The organism is Microvirga tunisiensis, assembly GCF_009296175.1.
In the GTDB taxonomy this organism is placed as follows: domain Bacteria; phylum Pseudomonadota; class Alphaproteobacteria; order Rhizobiales; family Beijerinckiaceae; genus Microvirga; species Microvirga tunisiensis.
The window spans coordinates 12,184-29,973 of sequence record NZ_VOSK01000059.1 but is presented as its reverse complement, the minus strand read 5'-3'; the positions used below and the strand labels follow the sequence as shown (position 1 = coordinate 29,973).

Sequence of the window (17,790 nt, the reverse complement as noted above, 5' to 3'; positions counted from 1 at the left end):
ATGCGTTTGCCCGGCAAATGCGGCTCCATCCGATCCCACTGGTGATCTTTCAACATCAGACGAACTCCGCTCACCCAAGCCTCCGCGCCCAAAAGGAGCTTGAATCAGATTTGCGAGTCCGTCGAAAGCCTGAATGTCAACGCGCTCTAGGGAAGAGGACGTTCGCAGGCTGCTGGAGCTTGCCTCTTCGGGGGTAGCGCGCCAAGCCGCCGAGTGATTGCCCTAACCCGCCGCAATCACCCGCGATTGGTTCTCTCCAGAGACCCTTGACCGACGGGGCCCCTCCAGCCCCAGCGGGATGACCAAGGACCAGGATCCGACAATAAAAAAAGCGCCCCGGCCGAACCGGGGCGCTCTTCGTTTGGAACTTCAGAAAATCCGTTACGCAGCCTGCTTGGCTTCGATGGTCCGAGTGCCGTTTGAGGAAATCGGGATGAGCTTCGGCTTCTTGGCCTCCGGGATCTCGCGCACGAGGTCGAGATGGAGCAGGCCGTTCTCGAGGGCCGCACCCGTCACCTGCACGCCGTCAGCCAGCTGGAAACGCCTGTCGAAGCTGCGCGCCGCAATGCCCTGATGGAGCACGTCGACTTTGCGCTCCTCGTCGGGCTTGCGCTCGCCGCGGACGGAAAGGGTGTTTTCCTTGACCTCGATGGTCAGGTCGCGATCGGTGAAGCCGGCAACCGCGATCGAGATGCGATAGGCATTCTCGCCGGTGCGCTCGATGTTGTAAGGCGGGTAGCTCGGGGCCGCATCGACGCTGACGAGCTGGTCGAGCATCGAGAAAAGACGGTCGAAGCCGACCGTGTTGCGGTAGAGGGGGGCAAGATCGTACTGTCGCATGGCATATCCTCCGCTTGAAGCAACATGCAGAATAAGAATCCACCTTGAAGAGGCTGGATCCGGGTTCACGTGCCGCCGTCATGGCCAGCACGAACCCGATGTGGGAATAGATGCGGGGGCATTCAAGAGGCTCGTTTCCCTCAGCCAAGATGCCCTATATTGAAGGTCGAGCCCTCGATCCTGGAACCTCCCGTGGAATTCATCACCACCCCCGACAATCCCGTGCCCGGCGAGCCCAAGCTCGTCAGCGTCACGACCCGCGACGGTCTCACGCTTCGGGCTGCCACCTGGATGCCGGAGACCGAGCCGCAGGGGACGGTCTGCATCCTGCAGGGCAGGGCGGAATTCATCGAAAAGTACTTCGAGGTGGTGGGCGAGCTGCTCGACCGGGGCTTTGCCGTCGTCGCCTTCGACTGGCGCGGGCAAGGACTGTCCGAGCGGCAGGTGAGCAATCCGCGCAAGGGCCATGTCCGGAGGTTTGCCGATTTCCGGCACGACCTGGAGGCGATCCGCGACCAAATCCTGGTGCCGCACATGCCGCAGCCGCATTTCGGCCTCGCCCATTCCATGGGCGGCGCCATCGCACTGAACGCGGCCTATGAAACCTGGCTGCCCTTCCGCCGTCTCGTGACCACGACGCCGATGATCGCCTTGTGCATCGTCAAGAGCACCCGCACCTCCGCATTTCTGGCGCGGGTCCTGCGGTTTCTCGGCATGGGCAAGATGTTCGTGCCCGGCGGTGGCGAGACATCCGTCTCCACCATGCCGTTCAAGGGAAACCGCCTGACGAGCGATCCCGTGCGATATGCCCGCAACGCCGATGCGGCCCACGCCATCCGGGCCGGTGCAGTGGGAGCGCCGACCGTGGCCTGGCTCGACAGCGCCTTCCGCTTCATGAAGCGCTTCGCCGATCCGCGCTATGCCGTGAAGATCCGGTTGCCGACCTTGATCGTGGCGGCCGGCGCCGATCCGGTCTGCGCCACGCCGGCCACGGAACGTTTTGCCGCGCGGCTCAAGGCCGGCTCCGTCATCGTCATCCCGGGCGCCCGGCACGAGATGCTGATGGAACGCGATGTGATCCGCGAGCAGTTCTGGGCCGCTTTCGATGCCTTCATCCCCGGCACTCCCGATCCAGAGGTAGGAGCCAAGCGGAATCTGGCAGCGGTCGGTCTAGCGGCTGAGCAGCTCGACGGCGGCGGCGTGGACCCGGCGGTCGCCCGCAGCCACGATGCGTCCGCCGTCAGCAGCTGAGCCCCCCTCCCAAGTGGTGACGACGCCGCCGGCCCCCTCGATGATCGGAACGAGAGCCGCGATGTCGTAGGGCTTCAGCCCGGACTCGACCACGAGGTCGATATGGCCCGCGGCCAGCATGCAATAGGCATAGCAGTCGCAGCCGTAGCGGGCGAGGCGGGCGACGCTCTCCACCCGGTCATAGGCGCGCAGCTCGTCACCGGCGAAGAGGCGCGGGCTCGTGGTGGAAATGACGGCATCCTTCAGCGAGGCGCAGCGGCGCGCCATGAGCTTGCGCTCTCCGCCCGGTCCCCGATAGGTCGCGCTGCCCCCGTCGCCGAAGAAGCGCTCGCCGGTGAAGGGCTGGTGCATCATGCCGAAGACCGGCTGGCGCTTGTAGGTCAGCCCGATCAGCGTGCCCCAGGTGGGAAGCCCGGCGATGAAGGCCCGCGTTCCGTCGATGGGGTCGAGCACCCACACGTAATCCGCATCTGCGTTTTCAGCACCGAATTCCTCGCCGACGATGCCATGGGTGGGGAAGCTGCGCTTGATGAGGTGGCGCATGGTCGCCTCGCTCGCCCGGTCGGCCTCCGTCACCGGGTCGAAGGCGCCGCCGCGGGATTTGTCCTCCGTGGCAATGGCGGTGCGGAAGAAGGGCAGGATCGCCTGCCCCGATTGGGTCGCGAGCTCGTTGACGAAAAGCGTGAAGTCGATGAGCCCCATGACGCGCGTATCCCCTTAAAGACTAGTACGGGCGGCCTTGGCCCGCTCGCGATCAGCTTTTATCAAGCGCTTGGCGCGCGGCAAGAGAGCGGCGGCGTCTGGCGCATCGTGCGGAAGAGTGGACCCGGTTTTCCCCTCCGAATGCTGCGCAAGTCAAGGTGCTCCAGGGGATACGGCATCGATGAATATTGCGCCCAAGCTTGGCACGACCCGCTCGGAAACGGCCGTGTTCCTGATCGCGGTGCTCGCCGCCCTCTATGCGGTCAGCCAATTCCTGCGCAATTCAATCGGCGTCATCGCCAACGATCTGGCCCGGGAGCTTCATCTTACGGCCACCCAGACGGGTTTTCTCTCCAGCGCCTTCTTCTTCGCCTTCGCGGCGGTTCAGATCCCCATCGGCATCCTCATCGACCGCTACGGTCCGAAAAGGACGATGCTGGCGACGGCCGTCCTGACGGTGGTGGGAACCGTATTCTTCGCCATTGCTCCTTCCGCCCCCATGCTCATCGCGGCGCGGGTCCTCATGGGATTAGGCTGCTCCACCTTCTTCATGGCGCCGCTCGTAATCTATGCCCGGCGCTTTCCGCCGGAACGGTTCGCCGGGCTCACGAGCCTGCAGATGGGCTTGGCCAATATGGGCACCCTGGCGGCGACGGCTCCGCTGGCGGCCTCGGCCGCCGTCTTCGGCTGGCGCGCCTCGTTCTTTGCGGTGGCTATCCTGACGGTCGTCATCGTGCTTGCGATCGCCAGAGTCGTGCCGCGGGATGCCGGCTCGAACCGGCCGAATGAAACCTGGGCTGCCGCCTTCCGAGGCGTGGCTGCCGCCCTAAAGGTGCCTTCCTTCTGGCCGGTCTTCTTTATGCACCTGACCACCTATGGATGCTTTGCCTCCGTCATCGGGCTCTGGGGCGGCCCTTGGCTGTCGGACGTGCACGGGGCCGATCTCGGCATGAGAGGGAACATCCTGCTGCTCGGCGCGACGGCTCAGATCTGCGGCATGCTGCTCTGGGGTGCGATGGACCGGTTCTGGGGCAGCTACAAGAAGCCCGTTCTCATCGGCAGTACGGCGACGATTTTGCTCCTCGTCGTTCTGGTTTCGTGCCTCTCGATCGGACCTCCGCAACCATCTGGTTCCCGCTCTTCGGCCTCTGTGTGGCCTATACGCCGATCCTGACCAGCCATGGAAAGTCGCTGTTCCCGTCAACGCTGACGGGGCGAGGCATCACGCTCATGAACATCGGCACCATGGGAGGGGCCTTTCTCTCCCAGAGTGTGACGGGAATGCTGATCGATCTCATGTGACGGTCCGATCAGGGGCTCTACCGACCGGAGGGTTATCGCCTCGTCTTCGCCGCTCTCGCGGGCTGGCTGCTGCTCAGCCTGGCCTTCTACCTCAGAGCCATCGATCCGCATCCAAGCAGTCATGCGTACAAAGCATGACAAAAGCCAAGATTTTGGTTGCAACTTGTGCGATGCGGCGTAATTATTGCAGTGCGATATGGCGATGGCGTCGCCTTATCGTAGCCCTTCTTGGGCGTTTCCTCCCTAAACTTCGGGCCGCTGGCAACAGTGGCCTTTTTTCTTGCCCGGCTTTGGCGCGTCGTACGGAACCGAGGTCCGGGTCAGCGAAAAGTGGATCCGACTTTCCGCCCAGACGATGCGCTCCTTTAGGGATTGAGCATCCGAATTGACCCCGAGAATGGGTCCACTTTTCGGCCCGAGGCCCTAGAGCACAAGGCGTTGAGGCTCACTCCGCCGCAACAGACCGGATCGTCAGCTCGCCCTCGATATCCGAGATCACCTGAGCAAAGGCCTGCGTCAGATCGCCTGCCAAAACCGCAAAGCCGGATTTCTTATGCATGCTGCGCTCGTCCATGTAGAGCGCCCGGTTGATCTCGATCTGAAGCGCATGCCGGCCTAGGGCCGGCTCGCCGTAATGTTCGGTGATGAAGCCGCCCGCGTAGGGCTTGTTGCGGACCACCGTGTAGCCGCGCCCTCTCAAGGCCGCTTCCACCAAGTCGATCAGAAGGGTGGCGCAGCTCGTTCCGTAGCGGTCCCCGAGCACGATGTCGGCCTTGGCCCCGTCCTCGCGGCTGACGCTGGAGGAGGGCATGGAATGGCAATCGATCAGGATGGTATGCCCGAAGTGCTGCGCCGTGCGGCGCACGAGATGCCGAAGGGTCCGGTGATAGGGCTTGTAGAGCCATTCGATCCGGTGCAGGGCCTCCTCCACATGGAGGCGCGAGCGGTAGATCTCCTGCCCGTCCGCCACGATGCGGGGAATGGTCCCGAGGCCTCCGGCCACCCGCATGGAGCGGGTGTTGGTGAAGGGCGGCAGGCGTCCGTCGAACATTCGGGAATCGAGTTCGTAGGGCTCCCGGTTCAGGTCGAGATAGGCCCGCGGGAAGCGCGCGGTCATGAGAGGGGCGCCAAGATCCGCCATCGAGCCGAAAAGCTCGTCGACGAAGGCATCCTCGGATCGCCTCAGGGCAATGGCATCGAGGCGGGACGCAGCCAGAAAGGAGGCCGGATAGACGGCACCCGCATGCGGCACATTGAAGACGAAGGGAATCGTCTGCGCCGAAGGTTCGGTGACGGTGAAGGGGGGGTCGAACTCATCAACGATGGCTGGCCGCATCAGAATCTTGGTTGTGTTGGAAAAAAAGCAGGTCTCCGCGCTAGTGTAAGGCAGCGCCGCCGCCTGTCCATGACAATATCGTAGCAAGGCTGCGTCCGAACTTCACGGCTTGTTTACCCTCGATCCGTCATGAAGGAGCGAGCACATCCGCCACGATTCGGGACTGGCAACCGATGAAGATCCTTCTTGCCGAAGATGACAACGACATGCGCCGCTTCCTCGTGAAGGCGCTGGAGAATGCAGGCTATGACGTTGCCTCGTTCGATAACGGCCTTTCCGCCTATAACCGCCTGCGCGAGGAGCCCTTCGAGCTCCTCCTGACGGATATCGTCATGCCGGAGATGGATGGCATCGAGCTTGCCCGCAAGGCGACCGAGCTCGATCCGGAAATCAAGGTGATGTTCATCACCGGCTTTGCCGCCGTCGCGCTCAACCCGGATTCCCAGGCCCCGCGCGATGCCAAGGTCCTGTCGAAGCCGTTCCACCTGCGCGATCTGGTGAGCGAAGTCGATAAAATGATGGCGGCCTAAAAAAGGCCGGTCATCAGGCTTGCGCCAAAGCCCGCTTGTGGGTATATCGCCCCCACAGCCGAAGCGGGACGTCAAAATCACCGTTTCCCGGGCGCGTAGCTCAGCGGGAGAGCACTACGTTGACATCGTAGGGGTCGCTGGTTCGATCCCAGCCGCGCCCACCATTTTCTTTTTTCCGGCCTTCCCGAAGGGCCGCAGGAGACCGGATATGAAGATCCGTAACTCGTTGAAGTCGATCCGCGGCCGCCACCGCGACAACCAGCTGGTTCGTCGCAAGGGCCGGGTCTACATCATCAACAAGACCCAGAAGCGCTACAAGGCTCGTCAGGGCTAAGTCAGCGCGTGCGGCGATGCCGCACACGAGAATCTGAATTGACCGCGCATGCCGGGACCCTAAAATCCCGGCATGCGTTTTTTCGCGTGCCTGCTGGCCTTCACCTTAAGCTTTGCCGCACTCCCGCTCAGTGCGCAGGAGCCTGCGCGTCCCAAGGATTCGAAGGAGCAGGCCCAGCCGCCTCAGGCGCCCCCCCGGGCTTCCACGCTGGATGAGCTCTTCGAGCGCCTGGGCAAGGCTCAGACCGAGCGTGAGGCGGAAGGTATCTCCTCCCTGATCGAACGGCGCTTTGCCCGGTCCGGCTCCGATACGGCCGATCTTCTCCTGAACCGGGCGGCCGAGGCCTACGGGAAGAAGGACTTTCCGCTCGCCATCGAACTGATCGACCGCGTTCTGGCGCTCCAGCCCAACTGGGCGGAAGCCTGGTACAAGCGGGCGACCGTCTTCTACCAGCTCGACGATCCGGTGGGCGCCATGGCCGACCTGCACCGGGCGATCAAAATCGAACCCCGCCACTTCAACGCCTGGACCGGGCTTGGCCACATCCTCATGGCCTCGGACGACAAGGCGCGGGCCCTCAAGGCGTATCGCCGGGTGCTCACGATCAATCCGCAGATGTCCGACGTGAAGACCATCGTGAACCGCCTCGGCCCCGAGGTTGACGGGCAGGACCTCTAAACCCAGCTTGCGGGGATGACCCTGCTTCTCGTCGTTGTTGCGCCGTTCGTGCTCCTCGCCCTGGGAGCCGCTTTCACCTATCTCTATGCCCGGACCATCGAGAGGCGCTTCCCGCCGACCGGCCGGTTCGTCGAGGTCGACGGCTGCAGGCTCCATTACCGGGAGGAGGGGCCTAACGAGGAGCCGGCGCGCGGGGCCGTCGTCCTGCTGCACGGCGCCTCATCCAACCTCGTCGAATCCATGCTGGGCCTTGGCCGGTCTCTCTCGCAAAGCTACCGGGTCCTCGCCTTCGATCGGCCTGGACACGGCTGGAGTGAGCGCAAACCGGGCCTGAGCGAAGCAGAGCCTGCCCGCCAGGCGGTGCTTATCGCGGGTGCCTTAAGGCAGCTGGGCGTTCGGAATGCAGTGATCGTCGGGCATTCCTGGTCGGGAACCATCGTCCCGCACCTCGCCCTCGATCATGCCGACGTGACGGGAGCGATCCTCGTCCTTTCCGGTATCACGTCGCCCTGGCCCGGAGGCTATATCGGCTGGTACCGGCGTCTGATCGATTCCCAGGCAGGATGGCTGCTCATGCGCACGCTTGCCGTGCCGGTTCTTCTCATGCTCCGGCCCTCGATGAAGAGAAAGACCTTCCGGCCGCAGGCAGCTCCGCGGGGCATCGTGACGGAGGGCTTCATCCCCCTGGCTTTCCGGCCGAGAAGCTATGAAGCGAACATGGAGGATTTCGCCGTCATGTATGATGCGGTCCTGCGGCAGAGCATGCGCTACCGGGAGATCCGGTTGCCCGTCACCGTGGTCGCGGGCGACAGGGACGAGATCGTCTGGACCGACCTCCACAGCGTCTCCTTCGCCCGGGAGGTGCCGGGTGCGGAGCTGATCCTGATGCCGGGCATCGGCCATATGCCGCAATATGCCGATCAGGAGACGGTCCTTGCCGCCATCGTGGCCCTGGCCGAACGGGTCGCGCCGGCCAGGATCGGGGTGGATTAAGCCTGGGCAGCGTGTTCCTGGTTGACGAAGGCGATGCGCACCATGTTGGTGGCCCCGGGCGTGCCGAAGGGCATGCCGGCCACGATGATGATGCGGTCGCCCACCGACGAGTATCCCTCGCGCAGGGCGAACTTGCAGGCGCGGAAGGCCATGTCGTCGATATCGCTGGCGTCCTTCGTGCGGATCGAATGCACGCCCCACACCAGAGCCAGACGCCGGGCCGTGTTGACGCTCGGGGTGAGCGCAATGACCGTCGAGTTCGGTCGCTCGCGGGCAATGCGGAAGGCCGTCGAGCCCGAGAAGGTCCAGGCCGCCACCGTCTTGATGTTGAGCGTGTCGGTGATCTGGTGGGAAGCCGCCGCGATGGCGTCCGATCCGGTGGCCTCCGGCGCTGCGTTCAGGGTGCGCATGATCGACCAGTAGTTCTGGTCCTGCTCCACCTCTTCCGCGATCCGGCTCATGGTGGCGACCGCATCGATCGGATACTGACCCGAGGCGCTCTCGGCCGAGAGCATCACCGCATCCGCGCCATCGTAGACGGCGGTTGCCACGTCGGAGACCTCAGCGCGGGTCGGCACCGGCGACGTGATCATCGATTCCAGCATCTGGGTCGCCACCACCACCGGCTTGCCGAGGCGGCGGGCGGCGCGGATGATGCGCTTCTGGATGCCAGGCACCTTCTCCAGCGGCATTTCCACGCCGAGATCGCCGCGGGCGACCATGACCGCGTCGGAGATTTCCATGATCTCGTCGAGGCGAGTGATGGCCTGCGGCTTCTCGAGCTTGGACATCACGAGCGCGCGGCCACGGGCGACCTTCTTCACCTCGGCCACGTCCTCGGGACGCTGCACGAAGGAGAGGGCGATCCAGTCCACGCCGGCATCGAGCGCCGCTTCGAGATCCGAGCGGTCCTTCTCGGTCATGGCGGCAACGGGAATCGTGGTGTCAGGCAGACTCACGCCCTTGCGGTTCGAGATCTTGCCCGCGACCTCGACCGATGTGGTGGCCGAGCCCTGCTTCACGCTCTTTACGCGCAGACGCAGCTTGCCGTCGTCGATCAGCACCGTGTGGCCCGGCTCGAGGGAGGACAGGATCTCCGGATGGGGCAGGTGCACGCGATCCTTGGTGCCGGGAGTCTTGTCGGCATCGAGCGTGAAGTTCTGGCCCGGCACCAGCATGGCGCTGTCGCCCTCGAAAGCACCCACGCGCAGCTTGGGACCCTGCAGGTCGGCCAGGATCGCGATGGGGCGCTTGAACTTGGCCTCGACGGCGCGGATCATCTCGACCCGCTCCTTCAGCTTCTCGCGCGGCAGGTGGCTCATGTTGAGGCGGAAGACGTCGGCGCCGGCCTGGAACAGCTTGGCGATCATCTCCGGGTTCTCGGAAGCCGGTCCCAAGGTTGCAAGGATCTTCGTGCGCCGGTCGCGTCTCATCGTCATGGCCCCCCTGGCCGGTTCGTTTCGGTGAGCTGGATTGTCCAGCTCTTCTGTTCACCTGTATCGACTTCGAAGAAGCCGCTGCGATCAAAGCCTCTGGCGAGGCAATCTTCCGTTCCGCGAATCGTGAATTCGCGCTCCCGGGTGCACATGAAGGAGCGCCCGCTCCATTCGCCGCCCCGGTCGTAATCGATGGCGTAGATATAATAGAAGCGTCCGCCGAGCTGACCCTTGAGCATGGTCTCGCAGGCGCGGGCCGTGAGATTCCACCAGCCTTCCGTCACCCAGCCCTGCGCGTCCCGGTAGCCCAGCGCGATACCGACCCGGCTCGACGTCATGTTGCACAGACGCAGGTCCGCCTTCGCGGGCGATGCGGCCAGAAGGCACCCACCGACGAGGAACGATGCGAGTGCAAGGCTTCGCCGCCAACGGGGAGACGAGGTGAGGAGAACGGCATTCATGGATGCGGTATGATCGAATCGAAAGGAATGAAATCGCACAATGCTGTGAGAACTATGTCGAATCGTTGTCTGCCAGAAGTTGAGCCGGGGCAAGACTTTACAGCAGGGATGCTGCAGATTTTGCAGGCCGCATGGCCTTTCCGACACGGTCGGAGAGCCTTCGGCCGATTTTTGCTCTTCAAATGGAGAGGATCCGGGACTCACTCGTCCAGCGCATCGGCCTTGGGGAACTTGGGCCGCGCGGTCCAGATGCCGAACAGAATCAAGGCGCCACCCAGGCTCTGGATCAGCGTCAGTTCCTCGCCGAGGATCGCCCAGCCGAACACGGCCGCTGCGATCGCTTCCAGGAAAATCACCAGCGATGAGAAGACCGCAGGCAATCGCCCGAGCGCGATGGCGAGAAGCCCCTGGCCGCCCGCATGGCTGACATAGGACATGGCGAGAAGCGCCGCGATGCCTTGCGCCGTCTGCGGGATCACTCGCGTGTCGAAGAGCAGCGCGATGACCAGAAGAATGGCGGAGGTGATGAGGCCAGCCTCGAACGTGACCCGCGCGGCGCCTGCCGTCTTGCGCGCCCGGCTTGCGGCCAGGAAATAAAGGCCGAAGAAGAAGGCTGTGGCGACGCCGTAGAGATCTCCTTCGATCCGGGCGGGATCCGCCTGAAGGCTCTGGCCGATCAAAGCCGCGCCGCCGAGAAGGCACAGGGCAAGACCCATGAAGGTGCCCCGCGACACCTGCTGCCTGAGCACGAGCCAGACGATCAGCACGACGAAGAGCGGAGCCATGGTGGCGAAGAAGGTGGCGTTCGCCACCGTCGTCTTAAGGATCGCCAGATGCCAGAAGAAGAGATCGCCCGCAAAGACGATGCCGCCGAAGATGCTTGCCTTGGAAAACCGCACCTTCGGCGCATCGGCGGGTGCGCGCTTCTCCTCGATTCGCATCCATGCATAGAGCAGGGGCAGGCAGAGCGAGACGCGCCAGAAGGCACTGGCAAAGGGCCCCACATCGGCCGGCGCCCCGCCCATAGCGGAGGAGGCGAAGCGCACGAAAATTGGGGAAATTCCCATGGCGACGGCGCCCAGACAGAGCGCGGCAAAAGCCGAGGCGAAGCCCGGTTCGAGCCGGGCCGTTGTGGATGGGGCGGTCATGATCGTTGTGAAAGTGTGTTGCGCGGAACGTCGCGTTGTCAGGGTTGGAGGGGCAGGGTAAGGCTTTTCCTCCGCCGTTCAATCCACCCTTCCTGAAATCCGTCCCTCCCTATGTCCACTTCCGCCGCGCTCAAGCTCGACGATCCTTGCCCAGAGCCTCATCCTGTCGAGGTCGTTCCCGGCTCCGTCCAATCGGGAATCCTGATCTTGTGCGATCATGCGTCCAACGCCGTGCCGCCTGACTTAAGCGATCTGGGCCTGCCGGAATCCGAGTTCGCGCGCCACATCGCCTATGACATCGGGGCCGCCGCCGTGACCCGCTCTCTGGCTCGCCGTTTGGGCGCTCCGGCGATTCTGACCCAGTTCTCGCGGCTCGTCATCGACCCGAATCGAGGCCGGGACGATCCGACCCTGGTCATGCGACTGTCCGACGGCGCGGTGGTGCCGGGCAATGCCAAAGTGGACGACGTCGAGGTGCAAAGGCGCATCGCCCGGTTCTACGATCCATACGACGATGCGATTGCGGACGCGATCCACAAGGCCATGGCGGCAGGACATCCGCCCGTCGTCGTGACGGTCCACAGCTTCACGCCGATCTGGCGCGGCTGGCCGCGGCCCTGGCATGTGGGAATCCTGTGGGATGCGGACGATCGCTTCGCCAGGCCGCTTCTGGAAGGGCTGGAGGCCGAGGACGGACTCGTCGTCGGCGACAACGAGCCCTATGATGGGGCTCTTGCAGGCGATACCGTCGACCGTCACGCCACCATCCGGGGCCTCGCCAATGCGCTCATCGAGATCCGGCAGGATCTGATCGCGTCGGAGGAGGGCGCTGAGGAATGGGCAGAGCGCTTCGCGCGGCTGCTCGAGCCGCTCGCCGGCCGGCAGGAGCTTCGGGCGCCTCAGATTTTCGGCACCCGCACGCGCGACCGCCTGCGCCAGCATGGAGGGTAGGCTCATGAAGGATATCGACGCGAAAACTCAGGCCGAGCTGGAGGCCGCCGCCTTCCGCAGGCTTGTCGAGCATCTGCGGGAACGGGCCGATGTCCAGAACATCGATCTCATGAATCTGGCGGGTTTCTGTCGGAACTGCCTGTCCAACTGGCTGAAAGAGGCCGCCGACGAGCGGGGCGTCGCGCTCTCCAAGGATGAGAGCCGGACCCACGTCTACGGCATGCCCTACGAGGAATGGAAGGACCGCCACCAGCGCGAGGCAAAGCCTTCCCAGATCGAGAATTTTGAGAAGTCGAAGCCGGGGCATTAAAACGGCTTCAACCAAATGGCCATAACACTGGCGCCAATACCACAAGTAAGGGGCTTTCCTCATGGATGACGCAGCTTTCAACACCGAATCCGTCGCAGCCGACCAGCTCAAGGCCTTCATCGAGCGCATCGAGCGCCTCGAGGAGGAAAAGGCCGGCATCGCAGGAGACATCAAGGACGTCTACGCCGAGGCCAAGGGCAACGGCTTCGACACCAAGGTCCTGCGCAAGATCATTTCCTTGCGCAAGCGCGACTACGCCGAGCGCCAGGAGGAGGACGCGATCCTGGAACTCTACATGCAGGCGCTCGGGATGGTCTGAACCATTCCTTCCGATCAAGCCTTCCAAAGGCCTCGCAGATCGACCTGCGGGGCCTTTCTCATGTCCGGCAATTGTCCGTCAGCATCAGGCTTCGCAGGAGGTCGAGCGTCCTCGGTGGCAATGGCGTCGAGCGGCGCGTTTCCTTGTCCACCATGACGATGGTCGCCTCCGCGGCTGCCGCGAGATGACCTTTGCTGAACAGGCCCTGTGCCAGCGTGAATGAGCTGCGCCCCACCTTCAGAACGCCAGTGCCGATGTCGACCGTGCCGGGCCAGAAGAGCTCAGCCCGAAAATCGATCAGCAGGCGGGCGATGACGAAGCTCCTGCCCTCGATGGCGAGGGGCCGTTCCGGGTCGTACATGAAAGCGACTCGGCCCACTTCCGAGAAGGTGGCGAAGACCGCATTGTTGACGTGGCCCTGCCGGTCGAGATCGGAATAGCGGATATCGGCGGAGCTCCGGCTCGGGTAGTCCTCCAGGGCACGGTGGGGGTTCGGGTCTGTCATGCGGCCGTCCTTGTGGAGCGGCCATACCATAAGGGAGAGCGGACGGCTCAAGCAAAAATCGCTCTTTCCCTTATCCGCCTATCTGCCATGCATGCTTCCCGCTCGCTTGCGACGATCCGGTTTCCTATAAGGAACCGACTGCGAAACGCTGGAGAGATTCATGAAGCTGGCCCGGGACCAAGTGTCCGAACCCGTCGACGCGGATGCGCGTCGCAAGATCGCTCCCGTCATCTGCTACCCCGTGGAAACCTTGCCGCGACCTGATCTCGCCGCATATCGGGTGGCTCGCGAGCGCTGGCAGAAGATCGAGGAGGTGATCGTGCCGCCCCGCGACGCGCGCTCCTTCGACGTGCCCGCGGGCTGTTTTTTCCGAATCGTCAGCATCGAGGGTCCGCAGGTGGGAGACCTCAATCTCTGGGCGGCGAACGATCTCGACGAGCGCTTCTTCTCCGGCAAGACGAGGGCCCTCAACGGCACGCATCTGTCGACCGGAGACCAGCTGTGGTCGTCCCTGCCGTATCTCCGGCCAATGGCGACGATCACCCACGACACCCTCGACTGGTACGGCTTCGACGAGTACGGCGGCTCCGTGCACGACGTGATCGGCACGCGCTGCGATCCCTACACGCACCGGCTGCTCTCGGGCCACGACTACCATCACTGCTGTCACTCGAACCTGACCCGTGCGCTCGCGCATCGCCTGAATCGTCCCAAGGAGGCTGTCGAGCCGGCGGTGCACGACGTGCTCAATGTCTTCATGTGCACCGGGTTCACGCGTGACACGGGGCAGTACTTCATGAAGGCGAGCCCCGTCAGGCCGGGCGATTACCTGGAGTTCTTCGCCGAGATCGATCTGCTGGGCGCGCTCTCCGCCTGCCCGGGCGGCGATTGCAGCGCGGAGCATTCGAGCGATGCGGCCGTCTGCCACCCCTTGCTGGTGGAGGTCTACAAGCCGGAGGCGCCGCCGCAAGGTTGGACTTCGCCGGCGCGCAATCCCTACGGCCGGCAGCACGGCGAGTGAGTGATCCTGCCTTCCTGTCAGCGATCTGATCAAACAAAAAGGGCTCCGAAAGGAGCCCTTTTCTTAGCGCACGACGGGGAGCGGTTTGACCGCGGGTCCCGTGAAGCGATTCGTTGCCAGATCGCCCACGGGTTTGCTCGAGAAGCCCATATGCAGGCTGGGCTCCGCCGACATCAGGGCGCTCAGCGCCGTCGTCGGCGGCTTCTTCGCGGCCGGAGGAGCCTCGGCTTCGGGAACCGCTGCGGGCTTTGCCTTCGCCAGTTCCCTGGGGGTCGAGCCGGTGATCGGAATGTCGACCGGGCTCGCGGCGGCGACCACGATGGGACGCAGGTCTGGACGCGGCGGCGGCAATGGATGCTGGACCGCCGCCACTTCGGTGGAGCCACGCAATTCCGGAACGCCAGGGATCGGGTTCGTGGCCGCGAGCGAACCCGGGCGGGCCGGCGGAAGCGGGGCATAGGCCAGGGCAACGGTGCCCGCGATGGGCTCGACGCCCGCATCGTCCGCATCGGGACGGCGTGGCGGCATCGGCGCAAAGGCCATGCCCTTGGCGATGGACATCTCGGACTGGGCTTCCGGCCCCTGCTGCCACCCCAGGGCGGGTCCCGATGCCGTCTGGACGGTGCCGGGCGCTCCGTTGATCCGGGTCGGCGGCAGCGGCGCGGAGGCTGGGGGCGTCAGATCCTCACGCAGGGCCGGTCCCATGGCCGCTACGACCGCAGGGGTGGGCGGTTCAGGCCGTGGCTGGATCGCGACCGGGGCCCGGCGCGTCGGCTCCGGAGCCTGGCCCGGCTGCAGCGCTGCATAGACGGATGAATTGTCGTCGCTGGCGTAATAGTTCTGCGAAGGCTGTGACTGGCGGGAGGCGATGTACGCCCGGCCCGGCCTCGAGGCCACGCGGATCTCCTCCGCATCCTCCTCCTCGTCGTCGCCGATGCCGAACAGGGTGGCCCAGAAGCTCTTGCGGCGCGGCTGGTTGGCAATGGCCTCCTCCGCATCCGCGTACGCCGTGTAGCCGGCGACCGTGCCGCCCTTGGCGAGCACCTCGGCGCGGGCCTCGTCGTAGCCGGGCAGGGGTTTGCCGTCGGAGGGGATGTGCACGGTCTTGCCGTCTGGGAAGATGCTGGCGAGCTGGGCACGGGTCATGCGCGGCCACGCGCGCACGCTGCCCACGTCGAGATGGACGAAGGGCGTGTAGGCATTGGGATAATAGCCGACGCCGCCGTTCTGGAGCCGCATGCCGATGGCGCGCAGGCGCACGGTCGACACATCCGGCAGGTAGAAATCCATGGCCTTGCCCTGCATGTGCTGGCTGTTCTTGGCCACCGCGCTGGAGCGCCGACGGAGCATCGAATTCGTATTAGGCGAGCGGTAGCCCGAATTCACACGCACCGGCTCGTTCGAGCCGGACTCGCGATAGACCTCCCACACCGTATCGAACAGGCGCGGATCCATGCGGGTCGGCTCGTCGCGCCGCCAGTCGCGCAGGAACCAGTTGAGCTGCTGCAGGGCGCCCGAATCGTACTGGCCGTTGCGTCGGAACGTGACGGTGAGGCTTTCCTTGGTGTTGTTGTTGTAAAGGCTGAGTGTGCGGGTATCGCCATTGGCGACGGCATCCTGCGTGCCGCGCGCCCCGCCCACGATGACGGCCAGAAAGGCCGCAAGACCAATGCCGGCGCGACGCGCCAGGCGGTCCGTACGCAATACTCTCACTGTGATACTCGTCTTTACCGGGCCGCATCCGTGGATGCAGCAATCCTTATGGTGAAAGGATCTTTGCCGAGGACGGTTACCTTCCCGTTAAGTGAGAGAAAGAAATTCGCTGAAAAAGGCGGCGGGAAGAGGGAGCTATTCGGACAGGTTCAGGGCGGCGCGGACCTTGCGGTCGAGACCGTAGAGATCCTCGAAACGCTTCACCTCGCCCTTCACGTCGACCGCGAGCGTGAAGTAGGTCAGATGTACGGGCAGGGGATTTGTCAGGTGCACGGTGCGCTCGCCCTTGCCGATGAGCCCGCGCAGCCTCTCCTCGGTCCATTTTCCATCCTTGCCCATGATCTCTTCCGCGAGCTCGAAGGGCTTGTCGACGCGCACGCAGCCATGGCTGAAGGCGCGCTTGCTGGCCGAGAACAGATTGCGGTTCGGCGTGTCGTGCAGATAGACCGCATGCTGGTTGGGGAACATGAACTTCAGAAAGCCCAACGCATTGCGCTCCCCCGGCGGCTGCTGCACCGTGATCCGGTCACCCCGGCGGATGATCTTGTAGCCCTTGCGCGCAGCGTAATAGGGATCGTTGGCCAGCGCCGGAAGGATTTCCTTCTTCATGATCGACGGCGGGATCGTCCAGGACGGATTGACCACGAGATACTTCATGTTCTCGGAGAAGATCGGCGTCTGCGACTGTTCCTTGCCGACGATGACGCGCGTTTGATAGACTGTATTACGTCCCTCGACCATCTGCAGGCGGAATTCGGGCACATTCACCATGATGTGCCGCTGCCCCAGATCGGCGGGCAGCCAGCGCCAGCGCTCCATATTGGCGATCAGGTCGGATTGTCGTTGGGCCACCGAGGGGCCCGAGAGGGCCGCCACCGTCTGGGCGTTCAGAACGCCCGTATTCGGCAGGCCCTTCTCCTTCTGGAATTCAGCCACTGCGGAGGCAACGCGCTCGTCATAGATGGTCTGATTGTCCGCGCCCTTCGCGAGATTGAAACGGGCGCGGATCAGGGGGACGCGCGGATCCTTCATGCCCACGCGCAGGATCGGTCCCCGGGGCAGGCGCACGCTCGGCTGCGAGGGATGGCTCTCGCGCAGTTTCGCCAGCCGCTCCTTCAACGCCTTGTAGCCGGGATGAGGCGGGTTGTAGGCCTCGAGGGCCCCGCCCGCATCCCCGGCGGAGGAGACCTTGCTCAGCACCTCATCGACCGCCGGCAGGGCGAGCTTCGGGGTCACCAGAGGCGAAAGGCGGGCAAGATCGATGCGCCCCCCGCGGGCATCGCGAGCATAGCGGATCACGGACAGGGAGAGTTTCACGTCGGCTTGGGCCCATTGGGCCGGCGTCGCATTCTTGCGCAATCCCCTGTCGGGCAGGAAATAATCGGCGGGATCGAGGCCATCCTCGTCAGCGGCCTTCAGGCGCTCCATCACCACCTGGGCAGCGGGTGACCAGGCGCCGTCCTGCGCCCAGATCATCGGGCGCTGGGCCTGCGCGTAGAAGGCGGACAAAGCTTCCCGGTCCTTGCCGCTCACGCGCAGTTCTCGCATGGCGGCATCGTCCGCGAACAAGCCCTCCACGGCCATGCGGAAAAGATCCGTCTGCATCAGGGCCACGACGGGGGCCGCATCGGGCAAAGGAATGTCGATGGACGAGGCCGGCTTCAGATCGACCGACTCGATGGTGACCGGAGCCGGCTCAGGGATCGGGATCGCCTGTGAGGCCACGTCTTTCTGCGCCGGGGCCTCCTCGACGCCCAGATCGTGGAACGAGGGCTCCGCAGGAACGGACTGAATGATATCGGTCCGGGGGCTGCCCGCATCTTCCGCCAGGGCGGACAGGGGGAGGAGGGAGACTGATCCGATGAGACCAAGCCAAAGTGCCGTCTTGCGCAAGTCACGCATGACCTTGCTCCTCGTCGCAATGAAAGTGGAGGATGGGAGATGCCTCCACCAAATGAAT

The 17,790-nt window shown here is 64.3% G+C and carries 19 protein-coding genes and 1 tRNA gene; 11 read left to right on the top strand and 9 right to left on the bottom strand.

Translation table 11 applies throughout. The features are described from left to right. Positions 1 to 381: 381 nt before the first annotated feature. Positions 382 to 840, bottom strand: a complete 459-nt coding sequence (locus FS320_RS16355) for an Hsp20 family protein (RefSeq protein WP_152712908.1) — start codon at positions 838 to 840, stop codon at positions 382 to 384. A 192-nt stretch (positions 841 to 1,032) separates the two neighbouring features. Between FS320_RS16355 and FS320_RS16350 the strand changes: the two genes are divergently transcribed. Further along, on the top strand, positions 1,033 to 2,091 hold the full coding sequence (locus tag FS320_RS16350; protein WP_162003066.1) for an alpha/beta fold hydrolase: 1,059 nt from the start codon (positions 1,033 to 1,035) through the stop codon (positions 2,089 to 2,091). Here FS320_RS16350 and hisN read toward each other — a convergent pair. Then, the gene (gene hisN / locus FS320_RS16345; RefSeq protein ID WP_152712907.1) at positions 2,011 to 2,793 is read right to left on the bottom strand and encodes a histidinol-phosphatase; all 783 of its coding nucleotides are present in this window, start codon (positions 2,791 to 2,793) and stop codon (positions 2,011 to 2,013) included. The two genes, FS320_RS16350 and hisN, sit on opposite strands and share 81 nt — an antisense overlap. 181 nt (positions 2,794 to 2,974) lie before the next feature. Here hisN and FS320_RS16340 point away from each other — a divergent pair, with 181 nt between their 5' ends. Further along, a complete protein-coding gene (locus FS320_RS16340; RefSeq protein ID WP_152712906.1) occupies positions 2,975 to 3,967 on the top strand; it encodes an MFS transporter in 993 nt (330 codons plus the stop codon). Positions 3,968 to 4,540: 573 nt separating this feature from the next. On the opposite strand, the gene FS320_RS16335 is transcribed toward FS320_RS16340, so the two are convergent. Continuing rightward, positions 4,541 to 5,431: an N-formylglutamate amidohydrolase gene (locus FS320_RS16335; RefSeq protein WP_152712905.1), complete on the bottom strand. Its 891-nt coding sequence runs from the start codon at positions 5,429 to 5,431 to the stop codon at positions 4,541 to 4,543. 173 nt (positions 5,432 to 5,604) lie between these two features. Between FS320_RS16335 and cpdR the strand changes: the two genes are divergently transcribed. The 5 genes from cpdR to FS320_RS16310 all read left to right on the top strand — a co-directional run bounded on the left by cpdR (position 5,605) and on the right by FS320_RS16310 (position 7,966). Continuing rightward, positions 5,605 to 5,961 (top strand): cell cycle two-component system response regulator CpdR, encoded by a 357-nt coding sequence (cpdR, locus tag FS320_RS16330; protein ID WP_036361886.1) that lies wholly within the window; start codon positions 5,605 to 5,607, stop codon positions 5,959 to 5,961. A gap of 89 nt (positions 5,962 to 6,050) precedes the next feature. After that, positions 6,051 to 6,125: transfer RNA gene (locus tag FS320_RS16325), tRNA-Val, on the top strand. 44 nt (positions 6,126 to 6,169) lie between these two features. After that, positions 6,170 to 6,295, top strand: a complete 126-nt coding sequence (gene ykgO / locus FS320_RS16320) for a type B 50S ribosomal protein L36 (protein ID WP_009763379.1) — start codon at positions 6,170 to 6,172, stop codon at positions 6,293 to 6,295. Between the two features lie 72 nt (positions 6,296 to 6,367). After that, positions 6,368 to 6,973, top strand: coding sequence for a tetratricopeptide repeat protein (locus FS320_RS16315; RefSeq protein WP_152712904.1), 606 nt, complete (start codon positions 6,368 to 6,370; stop codon positions 6,971 to 6,973). Between the two features lie 15 nt (positions 6,974 to 6,988). After that, entirely contained in the window at positions 6,989 to 7,966 is a 978-nt protein-coding gene (locus tag FS320_RS16310) for an alpha/beta fold hydrolase (RefSeq protein ID WP_152712903.1), read from the top strand. Here the strand turns inward: FS320_RS16310 and pyk are convergent. From pyk to FS320_RS16295, 3 genes are all read right to left on the bottom strand, one after another. Then, positions 7,963 to 9,399 carry a pyruvate kinase gene (pyk, locus tag FS320_RS16305; protein WP_152712911.1) on the bottom strand — a complete coding sequence of 479 codons (1,437 nt, stop codon included), beginning with the start codon at positions 9,397 to 9,399 and terminating at the stop codon, positions 7,963 to 7,965. The genes FS320_RS16310 and pyk overlap by 4 nt on opposite strands. Before the next feature lie 2 nt (positions 9,400 to 9,401). Continuing rightward, positions 9,402 to 9,863 carry a DUF1036 domain-containing protein gene (locus FS320_RS16300; protein WP_152712902.1) on the bottom strand — a complete coding sequence of 154 codons (462 nt, stop codon included), beginning with the start codon at positions 9,861 to 9,863 and terminating at the stop codon, positions 9,402 to 9,404. A 200-nt stretch (positions 9,864 to 10,063) separates the two neighbouring features. Next, positions 10,064 to 11,011, bottom strand: a complete 948-nt coding sequence (locus tag FS320_RS16295) for a DMT family transporter (protein ID WP_152712901.1) — start codon at positions 11,009 to 11,011, stop codon at positions 10,064 to 10,066. A gap of 111 nt (positions 11,012 to 11,122) precedes the next feature. Between FS320_RS16295 and FS320_RS16290 the strand changes: the two genes are divergently transcribed. From FS320_RS16290 to FS320_RS16280, 3 genes are all read left to right on the top strand, one after another. After that, positions 11,123 to 11,962: an N-formylglutamate amidohydrolase gene (locus tag FS320_RS16290; protein ID WP_152712900.1), complete on the top strand. Its 840-nt coding sequence runs from the start codon at positions 11,123 to 11,125 to the stop codon at positions 11,960 to 11,962. Between the two features lie 4 nt (positions 11,963 to 11,966). Continuing rightward, entirely contained in the window at positions 11,967 to 12,272 is a 306-nt protein-coding gene (locus FS320_RS16285) for a DUF1244 domain-containing protein (protein ID WP_152712899.1), read from the top strand. A gap of 61 nt (positions 12,273 to 12,333) precedes the next feature. Next, positions 12,334 to 12,591: a DUF2312 domain-containing protein gene (locus FS320_RS16280; RefSeq protein ID WP_152712898.1), complete on the top strand. Its 258-nt coding sequence runs from the start codon at positions 12,334 to 12,336 to the stop codon at positions 12,589 to 12,591. A gap of 58 nt (positions 12,592 to 12,649) precedes the next feature. Here the strand turns inward: FS320_RS16280 and FS320_RS16275 are convergent, their stop codons facing one another. Continuing rightward, entirely contained in the window at positions 12,650 to 13,096 is a 447-nt protein-coding gene (locus tag FS320_RS16275; RefSeq protein ID WP_152712897.1) for an acyl-CoA thioesterase, read from the bottom strand. 160 nt (positions 13,097 to 13,256) lie between these two features. Here FS320_RS16275 and FS320_RS16270 point away from each other — a divergent pair, with 160 nt between their 5' ends. Further along, a complete protein-coding gene (locus FS320_RS16270) occupies positions 13,257 to 14,117 on the top strand; it encodes an urea carboxylase-associated family protein (protein WP_152712896.1) in 861 nt (286 codons plus the stop codon). 63 nt (positions 14,118 to 14,180) lie between these two features. On the opposite strand, the gene FS320_RS16265 is transcribed toward FS320_RS16270, so the two are convergent. Then, positions 14,181 to 15,830, bottom strand: a complete 1,650-nt coding sequence (locus FS320_RS16265) for a peptidoglycan L,D-endopeptidase MepK (protein ID WP_338105397.1) — start codon at positions 15,828 to 15,830, stop codon at positions 14,181 to 14,183. Between the two features lie 135 nt (positions 15,831 to 15,965). Next, entirely contained in the window at positions 15,966 to 17,732 is a 1,767-nt protein-coding gene (locus tag FS320_RS16260; RefSeq protein WP_152712895.1) for a L,D-transpeptidase family protein, read from the bottom strand. Positions 17,733 to 17,790: the final 58 nt, after the last annotated feature.